Genomic DNA, 17,246 nt, shown 5'->3' on the forward strand with positions numbered 1-17,246 from the left:
CCGTCCGTCCCCCACATGAGTGGCTGTGAAGGGCTATGAGTACCCATGAGTGACCTGCGCCTTGAGGACACCGTCTTCGAGGATCTGAAGAAGACCTTCTCGACGATCAGCGACCGGATGGACAGCGCGCGCCGCACGCTCCGCGGGGCCGACGGCTCCTCGGTCGGCGAGGGCGGACTCATCGAGGACGTACACGAGTTCGCCGACGACTGGGGCTACGGCATCAAGCAGCTCGGCAAGCACACGCAGGGTGCCGTGAAGATGATCAACAAGATCGGCGAGGAGTTCGGCAAGCTCGACCACGACCTCGCCGAGTCCCTCAAGACGAAGACGAAGGACAAGTAGACGTGGCCGGCAAGCGACCCGCCTTCCCCCACATAGGCTGGGATCCGACGCCGGGAGACGTCGACGACACCCGGGACCTCGCGAAGAAGCTCGGGGGCCTGGCCAGTGATCTGAGCACGACTCTCCGAGAGCTGGAGCGGATCGAGGCGGGTGCCTGGAAGGGCAAGACCGCGGTCGCCTTCACCGAGTACGTCGGCCAGGACGTCACCCCGCTCATCAGCAAGAGCCACGACTCCTTCGACAAGGCCTCGCGCGCCCTGCACCGGTGGGCGAACGAACTCCAGGACTTCCAGGACGAGGCGAACCGCCTGGAGAAGTCGGCCGGCGAGAAGCTGGAAGCACGCGAGACGGCCCAGCAGAAGGCCGACGCGAAGAGCGACGGCAAGGGCAGCGAAGAACTGGGCAAGGCCTCCGGCGCGGTCGACGAAGTCACGGGCAAGGTCCACGACCTGGAGGACCGCTACAAGCGGGCCGCCGGCGCCATCAGCAAGGAACTCGACAAGGCGGGCGACATCGCCCCGGACGAGCCCGGCTTCTGGGACAAGCTCACCAAGGGGGTCGCCGACGCTTGGGACGCCACCGGTCAGTGGGTCAAGGACCACGCCGACATGATCAAACTGATCGGCGACCTACTGAGCGATCTGAGCGCGGTTCTGGGACTGCTCGCCATCATCACGCTTCCCTTCCCTCCGCTCGCGGCGATCTTCGGTACTGCGGCACTCATCGCGAGCGGCCTCGCGCTGGCGGCCCACGGGTTGGCCAAGTGGGGCGGTGCAGATGTGGGCTGGATGCAAATGGGGCTCGACGCGGTGGGGATGATGCCGGGTATCGGCATGTTCAGCAAGGGCATCAAAGTGGTCGGTGGCGCCAAAGCCGCGGAAGCTGCCAGCGCTCTCGGCAAGGGATTTCAATACACTGAAATCGGCAGCTCGCGCATCCTGATGGCCTTCGGCAAGAACTCGCGGGGCCTTGAGAACGGTCTCGGCAAAGCCGGTCTGATCAAGATCGGCGGCGAGTCCGGCGACGTATGGAAAGTCGAACATGCGACCAGCGGTTTGAAATCACGTATGGGAGGCCTTGCCGCCGCGGGCTATCACGAGGGGCAGTGGCTCGGTTCCAAGGGACTCAACCTGCTGCCCGGAGTAGCGATCAATCCGCTGGGCGCCGGAATCGCGATCGATGCCGGAGCGAAGATCTTGCCCAAGGTCACAAGTATCCATCAGCATGTCGGCGAGGCTCTCTTCCCAGGTGACCAGTTCGAGAAATCGGCCTCGGGCGGATGAGCCCCCGCAGTCGATGGCAGAGTGGGCCACAGGACGGCGAACCCAGATTCGTCGAGCAAGCCAGGTGAGAGGGCACGTACGAGTATGAACGTCTGGCAGCCAAAACCGGATGAGAAAATCCTCAGTCGCTCTTCGGTCACCTTTGCCTCCGGTGCGGCCACGCGCGTCAAAGGCATGCGCTGGTTCCGCGACACCGACCGCAATGACATCCAGGGCGAGTTGCCCGGTTGGCCAGAGGGTCCGGTGTACGTGCCCCGCTCAACGGGCGAGTCGATCGGGCGTATCGGCATCAAGGGCGCCGCAACAGCTCTGGGTGTCGCCGTCATGGCAGTGCTCAGCTCCGCCGGCGGAAACGTCGGCGGCAGCTCCGGCCCCGACGCCGGAAAGGACACGCCGGACGACCAGGAGAACGAGGTCGAGGACTTTCCGGTGATGTGGGCCGCTTTCGGCACGACGGCCCGAACATTGCCCTGGCAGCTGGATCCTGGCCGATCGGACGAGAAGCACTACCGGACGCACGCGATTGTCACCGACCGCCGACTGGTCGTCGTGGGCCTTCCCTGCCTGAAGAAGAACGAAAAAATCATTGAGGACGAAGTCCTCTGGGAGACACCTCTGTCCGCGATCAGCGGGGTGGAGCACCGGGACTTCAAGGACGGGGTGGATGTAAAGATCACTTTCACGGACGCCTCGTGGTGCAGGCTGAGCAGTTTTCAGCGGGACAGACTCACTCGGTATCTCCGCCACCCGCTCGAAGTGATCCCGCTGGAATCCCTGACATCAGCTCAGCGCAGCGCTGTCGAGGAGTTCTTGGCAACTGCCCATGCACCGGACATCGGGATGCCCGTGGTGACTCGTCGGCCCTGTGGTCACTTCAGGGCTGAGGCTCTGGTGCCCAGCGAGCTCAGTTCCTTCTTCGGCGCGGGCAGTCGCTCTCTCAGCATGGATTCCGACGGCAAGAAACTGAATCCCGAGGAATACCACCCGGAAGACTTCTGACCCTCACCTGCGTACTTGAACAGAACGGCCTCGCCCCGTATGACCCATCCCACCGGCCCCGCCGACACCCTTCCCAGTACTTCCGTCACCCAGGAACCCCCTCCCATCTGGTTCCTGGCACCGGAAGGTTTTTTCGCCCTCCCCCTCGCCGCCACTCCCGAAGAACGGGCCGAACTCTCCCATTCCTTCGTTCGGGAGCTCTATTCCCGCGGCGACGAGAACATCTGGGAGCCCGCCGCTCCCTACTATGCGGCGATGGCCGAACTCATGGCCGGCACAGGGATCTCGTACTCGGCGATGGGCTTGTTCTCCACGGTTGAGGAAGGCAGCGAAGAGCCGGGCGCCGAGGTGATCCGACACGAGGGCTCGGCCGGTGTCGCCCAGTGTGCCCTCACTGTCGCGGCAGTACCCACGGACCAGGACGGTGACGACACCGATGTCGTGGCCCAGGGCATTCTCGCGATTCTCTCCGGTGACCCGCACAACGACGCCCGTTGGCTCGACCTGCCGTGTGGACCTGCTGTGTCCTGCGTAACTCTGCGCGAGTACAAGATCAAGCCGGAACTCACAGAGAGTGGAGATCCGGTGGACCTCCTCACGGGACAGATCCAGGTCCATGTCCCTTTCCCCACAGGTCCCTTCACTGCGGTCTTCACACTCCACACGGCGTCCACGGACTACTGGGCGGAGTTCTGCGACCTGATGGGGGCCGTGCTTCGGACAGTATCCTTCACGGATCCGCTCGCGGATTTGCCGGGGAGCACGGTTGAAGCAGGCTGAGCGGTGAGGTAGTAGATCTCGTCACCACCCGATTCAGTCACGTCGCAGTCTCTGTCGAGCGCCTTCCCGAGATTTCCAACAATTCGTCCACGGAACTGTGGGACAACGCAGGAGAGACGCACTGATGGACTGGCATGTCGCCCCCGACGAAGACCTTCTTTTCTGTATCCCCGTCAAGTTCGCCAGTGGTGTGGCGCCCGCGGTGTCCGGCAGCAGATGGTTCCGGGACACCGAACGCAACGATATCCAGAATGAGCTGACGGGCTGGCCCGCCGGCCCTCTCATCACCCCCCGCACGGCGGGCGCCCGAGCCGCCCGGCGTACCGGCTGTGGCTTTCTCGGCGTCATCCCTGTCATTGCGAACCTCGTAGCCAACATCGGTGGAGCCATGGGTTCTCCTTTCGGCGGCGTATCCGCGCAAGGAGAACCGGAGGAACCTGAGAACGAGGTCCATGACTTCCCCGTGCTGTGGGCAGCCCCCGGCGCCCTCGCACGTACGGTGCCGTGGCAGCTGGACCCCGGCCGCCGTCCGGACGGCTACAGCACACATCTCGTTCTTACCAGCAGGCGACTGCACTTCCTCGGCATCCGAAGCGGCGCTTCTGACGGAGCCGAGGCGCTGGGCGCGTTTCCGCGGGAATCCGTCACCGCGGCCCGGCAGATGACGTTCAGCGAGATCAACGCGGATGTACGCATCACCTTCGCCGACGAGTCCTGGATCCGCCTCTTCACCGGCAACCCGACAAGCGCCGAGAAACTCGCCGGAATCCTCAGCGGAAAAATGGAAGCGCTCCCTGAAAGCGCTCTGACAGAGGCACAACGCCAGCGGGTCTCGCGATTCGTCGCACACCTGCGCGGCACCGCACACCCGCCCGTGTACATCAGGCTGCCCAGCGGAATCGTCCTCGTCGAAGTCCCAACGCCTTCCAAAGCCGGAAGAGGTGTATTCAGTACGTCTACGATCCTGATGGATTCCGCAGGAGAGTCGGCGGAACCGGCGCCCGGTGACTTGTAAGCCTCCAGATGCTTCTCCACCACACTCAATGCACAGGGGCAACAAGATGGCAGGATCCGCCAAACCCCGCAGACGCAGAGCCGCCGCCCCCTCTCTTCGCTACGAACACCGCCCCGGCAGGGGGCCAGCACGCGAAGACAAGGGCTCCGGCAAAGGCAACACCCTGTTCGGCTGCCTCGCGCTCCTTTCCCTTATCGCCGTGTTCGTCCTGCTCGCCCTTTCGAGTGATTACTGGGGCGACGACACGTGGAAGTGGGCGGCCGACGAATGGCCGGGCGGCACGTACGGCTTCGCGGTGTTCATGGGGGCGCTCGTGCCCTGCGTGCTGATGCTCTTCGTCAAGGCCCTCTCTCCGCTGAACAGGAAGTTCTGGAAGGCTCACACCGCCCGCTCGATCGGTCGCACGCTGCTGGCTTTCGCGTGCGGGGCCGCGATGCTGCAGCTCATCTCGTTGATCTTCGTCGCCCAGGACACGGGCAACTGGGGCCGCGGGCCCTCAGGTCCGGCCAGTTGGACCTTCCGTACCCAGCCCTGGCTGTGGGCGGTCGGGTTCGTGGCGACGGTCGTCACGGCCGCGCTGTGGATCACCGTGGCCATGGTCCTCGACGGGCGGCGCACGCGAAGCGGTGAATCCAGCCCCGCCAGTCCGAATTGAGCAGTTATGGGATTGCTCGCGGAAAAGTTCGCTGTGGCGAAAACACGCCCCCCACGGCTAGCGTCGGTCGGCATGCAGCAGACCCCGCCGTCCAGCCGGAGTGCCGAGAGCCCCGTAAGCCCCGAGAGCGCAGAAAATCCCGGGAGCAACGACGGCACCGAGGCCGTCGAGAGTGAGAACGTCTTCGGGCTCATCACGCCCGAGGACTGGTATCGCATTCCGCTCCGGCCCGAGGACCGTCGGGACGCGTCCGTGAGCGCCCTGGTCAAGAGGCAGTTCGCGGGCGTGGACGACCAGCCGGTGCTCCGCCGGCAGGCGCAGGAGCAGCTGCTGGGTGCGGCCGAGGCAGGCGTCGAGCAGGGCGGAGTGGTGCTCTACCTGTCGTTCCTGGAGGCGGCGGGGATTCCGCTTTCGGCCTCCCTGTTGATCTCGCGCCTGCAGCGGCGGTTCGACGCCCTCGACACGGTCTCGGCGCTGTCCGGCAAGGGCGACACCTCCCACGTACAACTGCCCGCCGCAGGACGGGCGGTCCGTCGACGGCGTACGGAACGGACCCGGGAGACCCGGCGGCTCGGCTCCGAGTTCGAGGACACCGTCGTGGAGTACTTCGTCCCCGTACCGGACCGGGACGAGGTCCTGATGCTGACGTTCAGCACTCCGCTGGAGCCGATCGCGGACGCGATGACAGAGCTCTTCGACGCGGTCGCCGGTACCCTGCGCTGGCAGAAAAAGCCCCAGGAAGCTCAGGAAACACCAGCGGCACGGTAAGCACTGAAAGCTCATGGAGTACGGGGGTAACAGGGATGGGCGACGAGCGGCTCAGAGTGTCCACGGACGATCTGCACACGGCGGGCGTGGGACTGCGCACGGTGGCCACGGAGTTCGAGGGGCTCGACAAGCTCATGGACTCCTACGACCGGCGGACGGTCGGCCACAAGTTGCTGCAGGAGCGGCTGCAGGAGTTCTCCGACGGCTGGAACGACAACCGCGAGAAGATGATCGAGGAGATCAAGGGGCTCGGCGAGGTGGCCAAGACGGCGGGCGAGGCGTACACCGAGATCGACGATCAGCTCTACAAAGCCCTCATCGGCAAGGACAAGAAGTGACGCGCCCCGCCGACCACCGCTGGGAGGTACTGGGCGAGGGCGAGGACCCGGTGCCCGGCGACGTGGACGACCTCAAGGCGCTCGCCAGACGCTTCACCGCCACCGCGAAGACGATCTCGGACTCCGCCGCCGCGCTGCGCCGCCTCGGCGACCAGAAGAGCTGGGACTCCAAGGCGGGCCGGGAGTTCGCCGAGAAGGCCGACGACACCGCGAAGACCGTGAGCAAGGCGCACAAACGGTACGAGGAAGCCGGTATCGCGCTGAAGGAGTACCACACAGAGCTTGAGGAGATCCAGGAGGACGCGGACCGACTCCTCGGACAGGCCGAGACGAAGAGCGGCGACCTCACGACCGCCAAATCGAAGGCCGACACCCCACCCGAGGACACCGACAAGGCCGGGCAGAAGAAGCTCGACAGCGCGGTGACGGATCTGCAGGGCGACCTCGACGGTCTGCGGGACAAACTCGCCCCGCTCAAGACCCGTCACAACACGGCGGGCAACACCGCCGCCAAACGCATCCACCAGATCACCGAGGGGGACGACCTCAACGACTCCTGGCTGGACGAGCTGCGCGACACCCTGAAGATCGTCGCCGACATCGCGGGAGCCGTCGCGGCCGTCTGCGGGCTGGTGGCGCTCCTGGTCGGCTGGATCCCGATCATCGGGCAGGCGATCGCCGGTGTCCTGGGCACCATCGCACTGATCGCGACCGCCATCTCCCTCGTCTGTCATCTGCTCCTCGCCATCAACGGCGACGGATCGTGGGGCGACGTCGCCATGGACGTCCTGGGCCTGGCGACCTTCGGCATCGGCCGGGTCTTCTCCGCCGGTGCCAAGCTCGCCGCCACGGCCGGCCGCAGCCGTGTGTGGACCGCGGCGGCCCAGTACGTACGCGGCTGGAATCCAGGTCTCAACGCAGCCGCGCGGCGCGCTCTGGTCGTCGAGATGGTCGGTGCGCGCGCCGGAGCGACCGCGTCGGCCGCCGCGCCCAACGTGGGCCTGGGAGCCGCCTTCAGGGGCCTCGGCACCTCCTTCGCCGACGACCTCGGCACGATCCGGGGCAACTGGCGGGACCTGCTCAAGGTCGGCGACAACGTCTCCGCGGTCCGTGACGCCTGGCGCGCGGGCGGCGCCCGCGGCCTGGCCAGTATGTACGTGGGTCCGGGAATGGTCGACGAGCTCTCCCGGATCAAGAACATCGACCCGTCTGACCTGAGCATCATCGGTACGCCCGACGCGTTCAAGCAGGCCATGCAGTACAACTCGTGGGCGCTCGGGGCGACCGGAACGGGGGCGACCTCCGACACCAAGAGCTTCCTCGGTCTCTTCGGGGGCGACGACATCGACGTGACCGGACCCGATGCCTCACTGGCGGGAAGGTAGCCACTGATGCCCACCGCAGACACGGCCGCGGACACCTCGGCGGCCGACTGGCAGCAGTGCCGCGTCACGCTGCCCGCCGCGCACAACTGGCTCGTACTGGACCTCGCCGCCCCACGCCCCGGCGAGTGGGCCCGGTCCGCGGCCGACGGGCACTTCGCGGCGGACGTACCCGACGACCTGCGTACGGCGTTCACTCAGGACGTGCTCTGGTACCACGACGTCGCCGCCCGCCAGAAAGCCCTCTGCGCCGCGCTTCTCGCACCTCAGGACGGCGGCGTGGCCGCGTTCTACTGCGTACGGGAACTGGCGGGCATCCCCGCCGGATCGCTGCGCCTGGACGTGCTGCGCGCGGAGGCCGAGAACGCCGAGGGGCCGTTCTTCCGGCCGCCGGAGATCACGGAGGTCGAACTGCCGCTGGGGGCCGCGCTGCGGGTGCACCGTCTGGAGCCCACGGATCCCGACGCCGGCAGCGGCTCGGTACTGGAGGGAGTGGCGCACTACGTCCTGCCGCGGGCGCATCCCACCGCGCTGGAGTGCCGGCTGCTCTGGGGGGCCCTGGGGCTGGGTGAGGAACTGGGCAGGATGGCCGACGAGTTGGCGGAGTCAGTCCGACTCGTCTGAACCGTCATCCTGCCCGCGCGCCCGGCCGCGGGTAGCGCCCTGCGAAGTGCCCAGCAGTCCCTGTACGCCGCCGAGCCCGAACCGCTCCCACGGCACGAGCGCCAACGGCATCCAGCTGAAACCGACGACGAAGACGCTCACCAGAGTGGTCGCTCCCTCGGGCAGGAGCCGGCCGAGCTGCGCCACGACGAAGGAGACGAGCAGCAGGTAGACACCGACGACAAGGGTGCCGAGGACCTTCAGCAGGGCCTCGCCGGGTCCGATCCTGGGCTTCTCCTCGGTCCCCCGGACCGCGGCGAACAGGGTCAGCGGCACCAGCAGGCCCGCCAGCCCGCCCGCGCCGATACCGCCGACGACCAGGGCGTTGCGTCCGTCCTCCGGCACCGCCGACGACAGGAACGAGTCGTCCGCCAGACCGGTGGCCACGGCGACACCGGCGTAGCCACCGAGCGTCATGACCGCCAGCACGAGCAGCAGCCCGGCGCCGAAGGCGATGTTCCCCGCGACCGAACGCCCGGGGCTCTGTGCCCGGGGTTTCCCGGCCCCTGATCCGACAGACATGGACTCTCCCATTCCTCGCGGGGTCCGGACGAGGATAGCTGGCCGGGGCGACCATGAGGCAGGGTCGTCGGCGGCAGCGACGTCGCTGCCGATATTGGCCGCCCAACAGTCGACGGACGGACTTGGATCCCCTTGGTCAGCGCAGCAACAGAACTGTGCTCCCTGTACATCCTCTTGACGTCAGATCCAGTGCAGGGTTTCCGCCACCACGTCGAACAGCTCCACCATCTGGTCGGCCAAAGGATCGACAGGCGTCGAGAAGGTCATGCTGAGCACATTACGGGTGGCAGGAATGGGGATATGAAAGGCGACGGTTGTGGTGGGCAAGGTGTTACCCATCTGCATCTCAGGGTCGGGATCCTCCCGGTACCTTTCCCGTGCGGCCTTCCCTGCTACCGGCAGGTCGACCAGCGTGACGTGTTTGACGGGCGCCTCCAGGTATTCCGCCAGCTGATGAACGGTCGCGTTGAGAGGCCAGGAACCAGGCGGGGAAATGGAAACCAGAAGCGAGGAGGCCAGAGGGACGTCCCCCACCGTCAAGGTCGAAATGAACAGCTCGATTCCGCCGCGCCGGAATGCGGCCTTCGCCTGCTTCTGCAGATCGCGCATCACCCGCTCCTTGACGTGCGGAGCATTGTCCACACCGCGGAACTGCTGATCAGCAAGGGCAACGATGCCCTGATCTCGGAGTTCAGGCTCCAACCGAATTTTGAACCAGCCGTCCGGGACGATCAGACCATAGTCCTTGGGAGGGGATTCCCATTCGATTGCGTCAGGCATGGAAATCTTCCCCGTCGGACTGAACCGGTGCGATGCTCAGCGAATCAATCATGCCGTCCACCATGTGCGCGAGTTCCTCGGAATACTGGACCGTCGCCCATCGAACCGTCACCAACACCACGTCGTCATTGACTGCAGGGCACACGGCGTACCTGATGAACTCGGACAACCGGCCTCGCCCGAACAGCTTTTTCTCCTTCATGGCCGCTTGCACCCGCACCGCGGGCCCGGCCGACAGATCCAGGTAACGCACGTCCGAATCGCCGACCACCTCCATGTTTTCCCATTCGAGAAGCATGGGCTGAATATCCCCGGGCGTGGGCTGCACCCCGTCGTCACCGAAGACGGCGAGTTCCAGATCGGCGATACTGATCCCCGAGTCCGTATAGTAAGTCCCCGCTACGACCGCGCCGCTCTCGTGGGCCTTCATCGCCACGCGAGCCATACTGTCGACCAGCGACGTCTTCTGAACAGCAAGACTCAACGGATTGAACTGAGCAACCCGAGCAGCAGCCAATTTCTGGGCTGTCGCCTTGGATCCATCGGGCAGAGTAAGGTCCACCCAGCCCGGCGCAAGGTCAAGTGAATACCTGTACTCAAGGTCGTCGCTACTCATGTACGCCTCTCAGCTCTCAGCCGGGCAGTAGGGGGTTGATTTCCGGGTCGGCCGCAAGGCCACCGACAGTGATCACGGATCCAGTCAGAGAAATAGCACTTGCCTTACTGGAGATTTTGTTGATGGCAGAGATCTCTGGAAGCTCCTTCGCGGCAATTTTTGCCGCGTTCACCTCAGCGGCCACTCCGGAATCCAGGAACGTGAAAGATTTGAACCCTCCTTGCGCTCCGAAAGTCTGTCTCATGCCTCTCCACGACTCAGGCCTTCCTACAACCTTGAGGTTGCTCCAAGAGTCCTTGAGTCCGGACGGCGAGAGAAGATGATCCTTGAAAGGCTCTCCGAATGCCTTGAGTTTTTCCCTGGCAGTGAGGCTTGATCTCTGTCCGGCAAGTCGGTTCAGCTTCTGCCTGTCTCGCTTGGCGATATTTCCCGCTGCACGCGCTCCTGGCCTGCTGACGGCTCTCTGAAGTCTGGGCAGCGTCTTGGCGAGATACTTTCCGGCATACTTGCTGAAGGCCTTACCGATACCTGCCGCGAGAAACCCGAGAGCGGCAACCCCAAGGTCCATCCAGTCCGCGTCACCTCTGGCAAATTGAATCACCGTGCAGACGAGCCCGATAAGGCTCGCAGTCATGGCAATCGTCCCCAGGACCCCGGCAAGCGCCTGCCCGATGATCGGAATCCAGCCCACAAGCATGGCAGCGATACCACAAGCCGTTGCAATTTTCGCCGACCAGTTGTTCACTTCATCAAGGAAGCTGTCCCAATAGCCATCCTTCAAAGAATCGTGAGAGATGATGCCATCGATGGCCTCACGAGCTTTTCTTGCCGCATCATCTCGAATTCGTTTCGCAGACTCGACCTTCTCTCGCGCCGCCTCGATTTCTCCGGACGCCAGATCCAGCTTGCCTTCCAGCTTTTCCTTTTCCTCTTTTACGTTGCTTCCCGAGAGACCGTCGATACTCTTCCGGGTCGCACTCCTCCTCTCATCCGCCTCTCGCGCTTCCTTCAACGCCGAATCGGCGATTTTCTGCGCTCGATTCAGATCGGATGCATAGTTCGTCGACGGGGTATGCAACTGGTCCTGATAGCCCCCACCCACCTCGTGGATGGTGGAACCGATTGCGACGGCCGCCGCGTCGTACCTCTTGTAGGCGGCCTCCAGTTTCCCTTGACTGCCCTCGGCCTTTTTGCGAAATTCCTTTCCGGCATCGGAATCCCAGGAGTCGACCTTCGAGATCGCTTTGAGGTTTCTGACCTGCCGACCGAGCTCGTCCGCCGTCTTCCGCAGCTTCTTTCCGAGCCCCACGAGCTGATCCGGGTCACCGGGCACAGGGTCGGCATCCGCCAAAGGATGCCAATCGCGCGGTCGCCCACTCATCTTCGCTACCCCCGCTTGGTCTTCTTCGGTTCCCCTGCGCCGCGAATCGCATCCGCCAACTGTTGGTCGATGGCCTCGTACGCTTCTGCTGCGGCCTTCGCGATCTGGGACAGTGCGTCGATCTCTTCCGTCAGCTCTTTTCGGCTGAGCTTCCAGTTGTCGACGAAATCTTCGAACTTTTCCTTGAGGTCGTTCGCCCCGAAATCTTCGTCATGTTTTCCCTTGAGATCCTCAAGGCCGTCGAATGACTTCTTGATGCTGCCGAGCCCTCGGCCCATGCCGCGAATTACCTCAAGGTCTTCGATCCGCGTGTGTTCAGCCACAGCCACCCCCTGCTTCGCGTCCTGCCGTCAACGAATCGTCGCCAACGCAAACTGGTGCAGCAGGGCAATGTTGCGCCCCACCGCACCAGTTCACACGATCACCGGGCAGTCCCAGCCACCTGAAGGCAGCAAACCACCCAAAAGGCAGCCTCAGCCCTTGACACCCTTGGCCAGCTCGTCATCCAGGTCCTGGTACGCCTTCGCGGCGCTCGTCAGGAACTTGGACATGCCCGTCAGGCCGTCGATCGTGTCCTTCGCGCCCTTCTTGAACTCCGTGAAGGAGTCCTCGAAGGCCTGCGAGCCCTTGCGGGTGGTGTAGCCGTCCTTGACGAGGCCCTGGATGTAGCGCTCAAGGGCGTCGAGCTTCTCGTCGATCTTGTCCTTGGCGTCGGTCAGCTTGGTAGCCGCCTTGTGCATCTCGTCATATGTGATATCTGCATCTTTGCCGCCGGCCATGTGGCGTCCTCCGAAACAACTCGACTTGCCGCAGGGCCAACCCCCGTGGCTCCCGTTGCGGATGATGCGATCGTCCGCTGAGCATGCAGCTTACGCAGGACGCTTGCAGCAGCACACCCCGGTTCCTTCAAGAGCCTGCAGGGAACCGGCACATACTCCGTTGCCTGTGGGAAGGGTGGAGCGGATATCGTCTCCGGTCAGTGAACGGGTCAGTGCACGGGGCGGTAAACGGCAGCCCCGAGCTGACAGCAGGGGTATACGGGAGGACGATCGTGCGCCTGACTCTGACCGTCGTCGATCCGCTCGGCGGCGCCGGCGCCGACGTGGTGCTCGACGCGGATCCTGAGTCCTCCATGGGGGACATAGCGAAGGAGCTGGCCGCACACGTCGGCCACAGCGGCGGGGCCCAGATCATCCCCATCGGCCAGCAGCACGGGGTGCCCCCGGGCGGCGGCTCCCCGGTCGTCTACGTCGACGGCCACCCCGTCGACCCGGGCGCCACCGTCGGGACCTCCGCGCTGCGCGAAGGCGCCGTCGTCAGTCTGTACGACCCCGCCGGCTGTCTGCCCGGCGAGCCGACCGGGCTCGTCGAACTGCGCGTGGCGAGCGGGCCCGCCGCGGGCGCCGTGCACCGGCTCGGTATCGGGCGCTACGACATCGGCAGCGGCCCCGCCTCCTACGTCCGCGTCGACGACCCCGAGCTGGCCGCGCGAGCGCTCACGTTGTCAGTTGCAACGGACGGAACCTGCCAGGTCGCCCTCCACGGGGAGGACAAGGGGAACGTCACCCTCGACGGTGAGCCCCTTGAGGAGAAGGACGGGAAGACCAAGGCCGAGTGGCCTCTCGGCGCGCAGATCGCCGTCGGCAACACCCTCTTCGAGCTCGACCGCTACTCCCCGCCAAACGCCGCCCTGAAGTGGTCGGAGGACGGCACCGGCCTCGACTACAACCGGCCGCCCCGGCTCCAGCCCCCCGAGCGGCAGACCCGGTTCAAGCTGCCGGCGAAACCACGTGACTTCGAGGCCAGGCCGCTGCCCTGGCTGATGGCGGTGACCCCGCTGGTCGGCGCCGTCGTGGCCGTGATGATCTTCGGGCGCTGGTACTACCTGATCATGGCGCTGCTGAGCCCGGTCATCCTGTTCGGCAACTACTTCATGGACAAGAAGCACGGGCGCAAGTCCCATGCGAAGCAGGTCAAGGAGTACAAGGAGCACAAGGAGCGGATCGAGAAGGACGCCCAGGACGCCCTCCTCGACGAGCGCCTCGACCGGCGGCAGGCCGTGCCCGACCCGGCCTCCGTACTGTCGCTGAGCACCGGCCCGCGCACCCGGCTGTGGGAGCGGCGCCGCACCGACGCCGACCATCTGCTCCTCAGGGTCGGCACGGGACAGCTGCCCTCCGAGGTCGTGCTCGACGACCCCGAGCAGGACGACCACAAGCGCGAGGTCACCTGGAAGATCGAGGACGCCCCCGTCGCCGTACCGCTGCGCGAACGCGGCGTCGTCGGCATCGCGGGCCCCGGCGACTCGGCGCAGGCGATCGGGCGGTGGATCGTCGCGCAGGGCGCCGTGCTGCACAGCCCCCTCGACGTCCAGTTCTACGTCCTCACCGAGAACGGCGCCCAGGCCAGCTGGGACTGGGTCCGGTGGCTGCCGCACTCCCGGCCCTCCGGCGCCCAGGACACCAACGTCCTGATCGGTACGGACGCCGAGACCGTCGGCGCCCGGATCGGCGAGCTGACCCAGCTCCTCGACGCCCGCCAGAAGGCGGCCAAGGAGAACGGCCGCCAGACCAACTTCACCGACCCGGACATCGTCGTCGTCTGGGACGGCTCCCGGCGTCTGCGCTCCATGCCCGGCGTCGTACGGCTGCTGCGCGAGGGCCCCGCCGTCAGCATGTACGCGATCTGCCTGGACGCGGAGGAGCGGTTCCTGCCCGGCGAGTGCCAGGCCATCGTCATCGCCGAACCGAAGCCCAGGGAGAAGGAGAAGCCGCAGGCGCGCAACGCCCCCGGGGCGGCCCCGGCCACCCCGCCCGGCCTCGGCTACCAGGCCGGCTCCAACGGCTTCCCCTCCTTCCAGGCCTGGCACACCGCCGAGGCCGACGACCGGCAGGAGGGCGAGGAGAAGCCGCTCGAACTGCGGCTGCGCGTCGAGCAGACGGGCACCGCCCGGGTCAGGAACGTACGGCCGGACTTCGTGTCGTCCGCCTGGTGCGCGCGTCTCTCCCGCGCGCTGTCCCCCATCCGGGACATCAGCGGCGAGACGGAGGACTCGGCGCTGCCCGGCTCCAGCCGGCTGCTCGACGTCCTCCAGCTGGAGCCGCCGACGAGCGACGCGGTCGCCGCGCGCTGGCGCATGGGCGGGCAGTCGACGATGGCCGTCGTCGGTGAGTCGTACGACGGGCCCTTCGGCATCGACATCCGGCGGGACGGGCCGCACGGCCTGATCGCCGGAACGACCGGTTCCGGAAAGTCGGAGCTGCTGCAGACCATCGTGGCGGCACTGGCCGTGGCCAACACGCCGGAGAACATGACGTTCGTCCTCGTCGACTACAAGGGCGGCGCGGCCTTCAAGGACTGCGTCAACCTGCCGCACACCGTCGGCATGGTCACCGACCTCGACGCCCACCTCGTCGAGCGGGCCCTGGAGTCCCTGGGCGCCGAACTGCACCGCCGCGAGCACATCCTGGCCGCCGCCGACGCCAAGGACATCGAGGACTACCAGGACCTCGTACGCCGTGAGCCGTCCCACCGGCCGCTGCCGCGACTGCTCATCGTCATCGACGAGTTCGCCTCGATGGTCCGTGACCTGCCCGACTTCGTGACGGGACTCGTCAACATCGCCCAGCGGGGCCGTTCGCTCGGCATCCACCTGCTGCTCGCCACCCAGCGGCCGAGCGGTGTCGTGTCGCCCGAGATCCGGGCCAACACCAACCTCCGTATCGCGCTGCGCGTCACGGACGGCGGCGAGTCGAGCGACGTCATCGACTCCCCCGAGGCCGGGCACATCTCCAAGAACACGCCCGGCCGCGCGTACGTCCGGCTCGGACACGCCTCACTCGTGCCGTTCCAGTCGGGACGCGTCGGCGGTCGGCGGCCCGGAGCCACCGACCCCCGGCTCCTCGCACCCTGGGCGGGCCCGCTGGAGTGGGCGGACCTGGGACGGGCCGCACTGGTCAAGCCCAGGGTCGAGGCGCGGGAGGAAGAGGAGATCACCGACCTCAAGGTCCTCGTCGACGCCGTCCGGGACGCCAACCGCTCGCTCGGCATCCCCTCGCAGCACAGTCCCTGGCTGCCCGCGCTCTCCGAGACGCTGCTGCTCGACGAGGTCGAGGTGCCCGCCGCCGCGGCTCTCGCACCGGGCAGGCTGCCTCCGGCTCCGTACGGCGTCGAGGACATCCCCGCCGACCAGGCCCGCCGTCCTGTCGTCGTCGACTTCTCCTCCTTCGGGCATCTCATCGTGGGCGGCGCGCCCCGCAGCGGCCGTTCGCAGATCCTGCGGACCCTGGCCGGCTCGATCGCCCGTACGCACTCCTCGTCGGACGTGCACCTGTACGGCATCGACTGCGGCAACGGCGCCCTCAACGCCCTGACCCGGCTGCCGCACTGCGGGGCCGTCGTCGCCCGTAACCAGACCGAACGGGCCGTACGGCTGGTCACCCGCCTCAAGGGTGAGCTGACCCGCCGTCAGGATCTGCTGTCCGACAAGGGGTTCGCCGACATCGGCGAGCAGCGGGCGTCCGTCACCGAGGAGGAGCGGCTGCCGCACGTCGTCGTCCTGCTCGACCGGTGGGAGGGCTGGCTGCCGACGCTCGGCGAGTACAACCACGGTGAGCTGACCGACGAGTTGCAGACGCTGATGCGCGAGGGCGCGAGCGTCGGCATGCACCTCGTCGTCACCGGTGACCGGCAGGTGCTGCTCGGCCGGATGGCCTCGCTCACCGAGGAGAAGTACGGCCTGCGGCTCGCCGACCGTTCCGACTTCACGATGCTCGGCATCAACGCGCGCAAGGTGCCGGAGGAGATCCCGCCCGGCCGCGGCTTCAAGAACGAGTCGGCGATCGAGACGCAGTTCGCGCTGCTCTCCGACGACGTGAGCGGTCAGGGTCAGGCCGCGGCGCTCGCCACGATCGGTGAGGCGGCTGCCGCCCGGGACGCCGAAGTGCCGCGTGCGCGACGGCCGTTCAGGGTGGACTCGCTGCCCTCCAGGATCGGTTTCACCGAGGCCTGGGAGATGCGGGATCCCGCGGTCGCCCAGTCCAGGCTGTGGGGTCTGGCGGGGATCGGCGGCGACGACATCATGGCGTTCGGGCCGGACCTCTCGCAGGGCGTGCCGACGTTCGTCGTCGCGGGCCCGGCGAAGTCCGGCCGCAGCACGGCCCTGCTGAACCTCGCCCGCTCGTACCTCCTCCAGGGCGTACGCCTCGTCATCGCGGCCCCGCGCCCGTCGCCGCTGCGTGAACTCGACGGCCAGGACGGCGTGTTGAAGGTCTTCACCGACGACGACATCGAGAGCGACGACTTCAACGAGGCGATCGAGTCGGCGAGCCCGGAGGAGCCCGTCGTGCTCATCGTCGACGACGGCGAGGTCCTGGAGGACGCCGACTGCGAGCGCGAGCTGAAGCGGCTCGTCCAGCGCGGCGCCGACCGCGGCCTCGCCCTGGTCATCGGCGGTGACGAGGAGGAGGTGTGCAGCGGCTTCTCCGGCTGGCAGGTCGAGGCCAAGAAGGGCCGCCGGGGCCTGCTCCTCTCCCCGCAGGACTCCGGCGCCGGTGAACTGATCGGCATCCGTACGACCCGCAGCATGGTCGGCGGTCCGGTCACCCCCGGCAAGGGCATGCTGCACCTGGGCAACGGCGAGACGATCACGGTCACCGTGCCGCTGTAGACGACCGCGAACGGCAGTGGGCCGGAGGGGTGTCGCACAGGACGTCCCTCC

17 protein-coding genes are annotated in these 17,246 nt (G+C 66.5%); 11 read left to right on the plus strand and 6 right to left on the minus strand.

Annotated elements, in window-relative coordinates:
• The first annotated feature begins 45 nt into the window (after positions 1-45).
• From ACZ60E_RS30265 to ACZ60E_RS30310, 10 genes are all read left to right on the plus strand, one after another.
• On the plus strand, positions 46-345 hold the full coding sequence (locus ACZ60E_RS30265) for a hypothetical protein (protein ID WP_453791415.1): 300 nt from the start codon (positions 46-48) through the stop codon (positions 343-345).
• 2 nt (positions 346-347) lie between these two features.
• Positions 348-1,628 carry a WXG100 family type VII secretion target gene (locus ACZ60E_RS30270; RefSeq protein ID WP_469444531.1) on the plus strand — a complete coding sequence of 427 codons (1,281 nt, stop codon included), beginning with the start codon at positions 348-350 and terminating at the stop codon, positions 1,626-1,628.
• Positions 1,629-1,712: 84 nt separating this feature from the next.
• Positions 1,713-2,627, plus strand: coding sequence for a hypothetical protein (locus ACZ60E_RS30275; protein ID WP_469444533.1), 915 nt, complete (start codon positions 1,713-1,715; stop codon positions 2,625-2,627).
• Between the two features lie 39 nt (positions 2,628-2,666).
• The gene (locus tag ACZ60E_RS30280; protein WP_469444535.1) at positions 2,667-3,407 is read left to right on the plus strand and encodes a hypothetical protein; all 741 of its coding nucleotides are present in this window, start codon (positions 2,667-2,669) and stop codon (positions 3,405-3,407) included.
• A 124-nt stretch (positions 3,408-3,531) separates the two neighbouring features.
• Positions 3,532-4,422: a hypothetical protein gene (locus ACZ60E_RS30285; RefSeq protein WP_469444537.1), complete on the plus strand. Its 891-nt coding sequence runs from the start codon at positions 3,532-3,534 to the stop codon at positions 4,420-4,422.
• 46 nt (positions 4,423-4,468) lie between these two features.
• The gene (locus ACZ60E_RS30290) at positions 4,469-5,077 is read left to right on the plus strand and encodes a hypothetical protein (RefSeq protein ID WP_469444539.1); all 609 of its coding nucleotides are present in this window, start codon (positions 4,469-4,471) and stop codon (positions 5,075-5,077) included.
• A gap of 72 nt (positions 5,078-5,149) precedes the next feature.
• The gene (locus ACZ60E_RS30295; protein WP_469444541.1) at positions 5,150-5,845 is read left to right on the plus strand and encodes a hypothetical protein; all 696 of its coding nucleotides are present in this window, start codon (positions 5,150-5,152) and stop codon (positions 5,843-5,845) included.
• A gap of 35 nt (positions 5,846-5,880) precedes the next feature.
• Entirely contained in the window at positions 5,881-6,183 is a 303-nt protein-coding gene (locus ACZ60E_RS30300; RefSeq protein WP_384806101.1) for a hypothetical protein, read from the plus strand.
• Positions 6,180-7,568 carry a hypothetical protein gene (locus tag ACZ60E_RS30305; protein WP_469444542.1) on the plus strand — a complete coding sequence of 463 codons (1,389 nt, stop codon included), beginning with the start codon at positions 6,180-6,182 and terminating at the stop codon, positions 7,566-7,568. The genes ACZ60E_RS30300 and ACZ60E_RS30305 overlap by 4 nt, the downstream gene beginning before the upstream one ends.
• 6 nt (positions 7,569-7,574) lie before the next feature.
• Positions 7,575-8,189, plus strand: coding sequence for a hypothetical protein (locus ACZ60E_RS30310; RefSeq protein ID WP_469444544.1), 615 nt, complete (start codon positions 7,575-7,577; stop codon positions 8,187-8,189).
• Here the strand turns inward: ACZ60E_RS30310 and ACZ60E_RS30315 are convergent.
• From ACZ60E_RS30315 to ACZ60E_RS30340, 6 genes are all read right to left on the minus strand, one after another.
• Positions 8,172-8,750 carry a hypothetical protein gene (locus tag ACZ60E_RS30315; RefSeq protein ID WP_469444546.1) on the minus strand — a complete coding sequence of 193 codons (579 nt, stop codon included), beginning with the start codon at positions 8,748-8,750 and terminating at the stop codon, positions 8,172-8,174. The genes ACZ60E_RS30310 and ACZ60E_RS30315 overlap by 18 nt on opposite strands.
• 180 nt (positions 8,751-8,930) lie before the next feature.
• Positions 8,931-9,530 (minus strand): hypothetical protein, encoded by a 600-nt coding sequence (locus tag ACZ60E_RS30320; protein WP_469444548.1) that lies wholly within the window; start codon positions 9,528-9,530, stop codon positions 8,931-8,933.
• Positions 9,523-10,146, minus strand: coding sequence for a hypothetical protein (locus ACZ60E_RS30325; RefSeq protein WP_469444550.1), 624 nt, complete (start codon positions 10,144-10,146; stop codon positions 9,523-9,525). Before ACZ60E_RS30325 ends, ACZ60E_RS30320 begins: the two co-directional genes overlap by 8 nt.
• Before the next feature lie 16 nt (positions 10,147-10,162).
• Complete coding sequence (locus tag ACZ60E_RS30330; protein ID WP_469444552.1) at positions 10,163-11,479, minus strand: hypothetical protein; 1,317 nt, start codon at positions 11,477-11,479, stop codon at positions 10,163-10,165.
• A gap of 53 nt (positions 11,480-11,532) precedes the next feature.
• The gene (locus ACZ60E_RS30335; RefSeq protein WP_469444554.1) at positions 11,533-11,850 is read right to left on the minus strand and encodes a hypothetical protein; all 318 of its coding nucleotides are present in this window, start codon (positions 11,848-11,850) and stop codon (positions 11,533-11,535) included.
• Positions 11,851-12,000: 150 nt separating this feature from the next.
• Entirely contained in the window at positions 12,001-12,306 is a 306-nt protein-coding gene (locus ACZ60E_RS30340) for a WXG100 family type VII secretion target (protein ID WP_210881912.1), read from the minus strand.
• Positions 12,307-12,578: 272 nt separating this feature from the next.
• Between ACZ60E_RS30340 and ACZ60E_RS30345 the strand changes: the two genes are divergently transcribed.
• Complete coding sequence (locus tag ACZ60E_RS30345; RefSeq protein WP_469444557.1) at positions 12,579-17,195, plus strand: FtsK/SpoIIIE domain-containing protein; 4,617 nt, start codon at positions 12,579-12,581, stop codon at positions 17,193-17,195.
• Positions 17,196-17,246: the final 51 nt, after the last annotated feature.

The sequence above is a fragment of the Streptomyces sp. NPDC102514 genome (assembly GCF_055584525.1).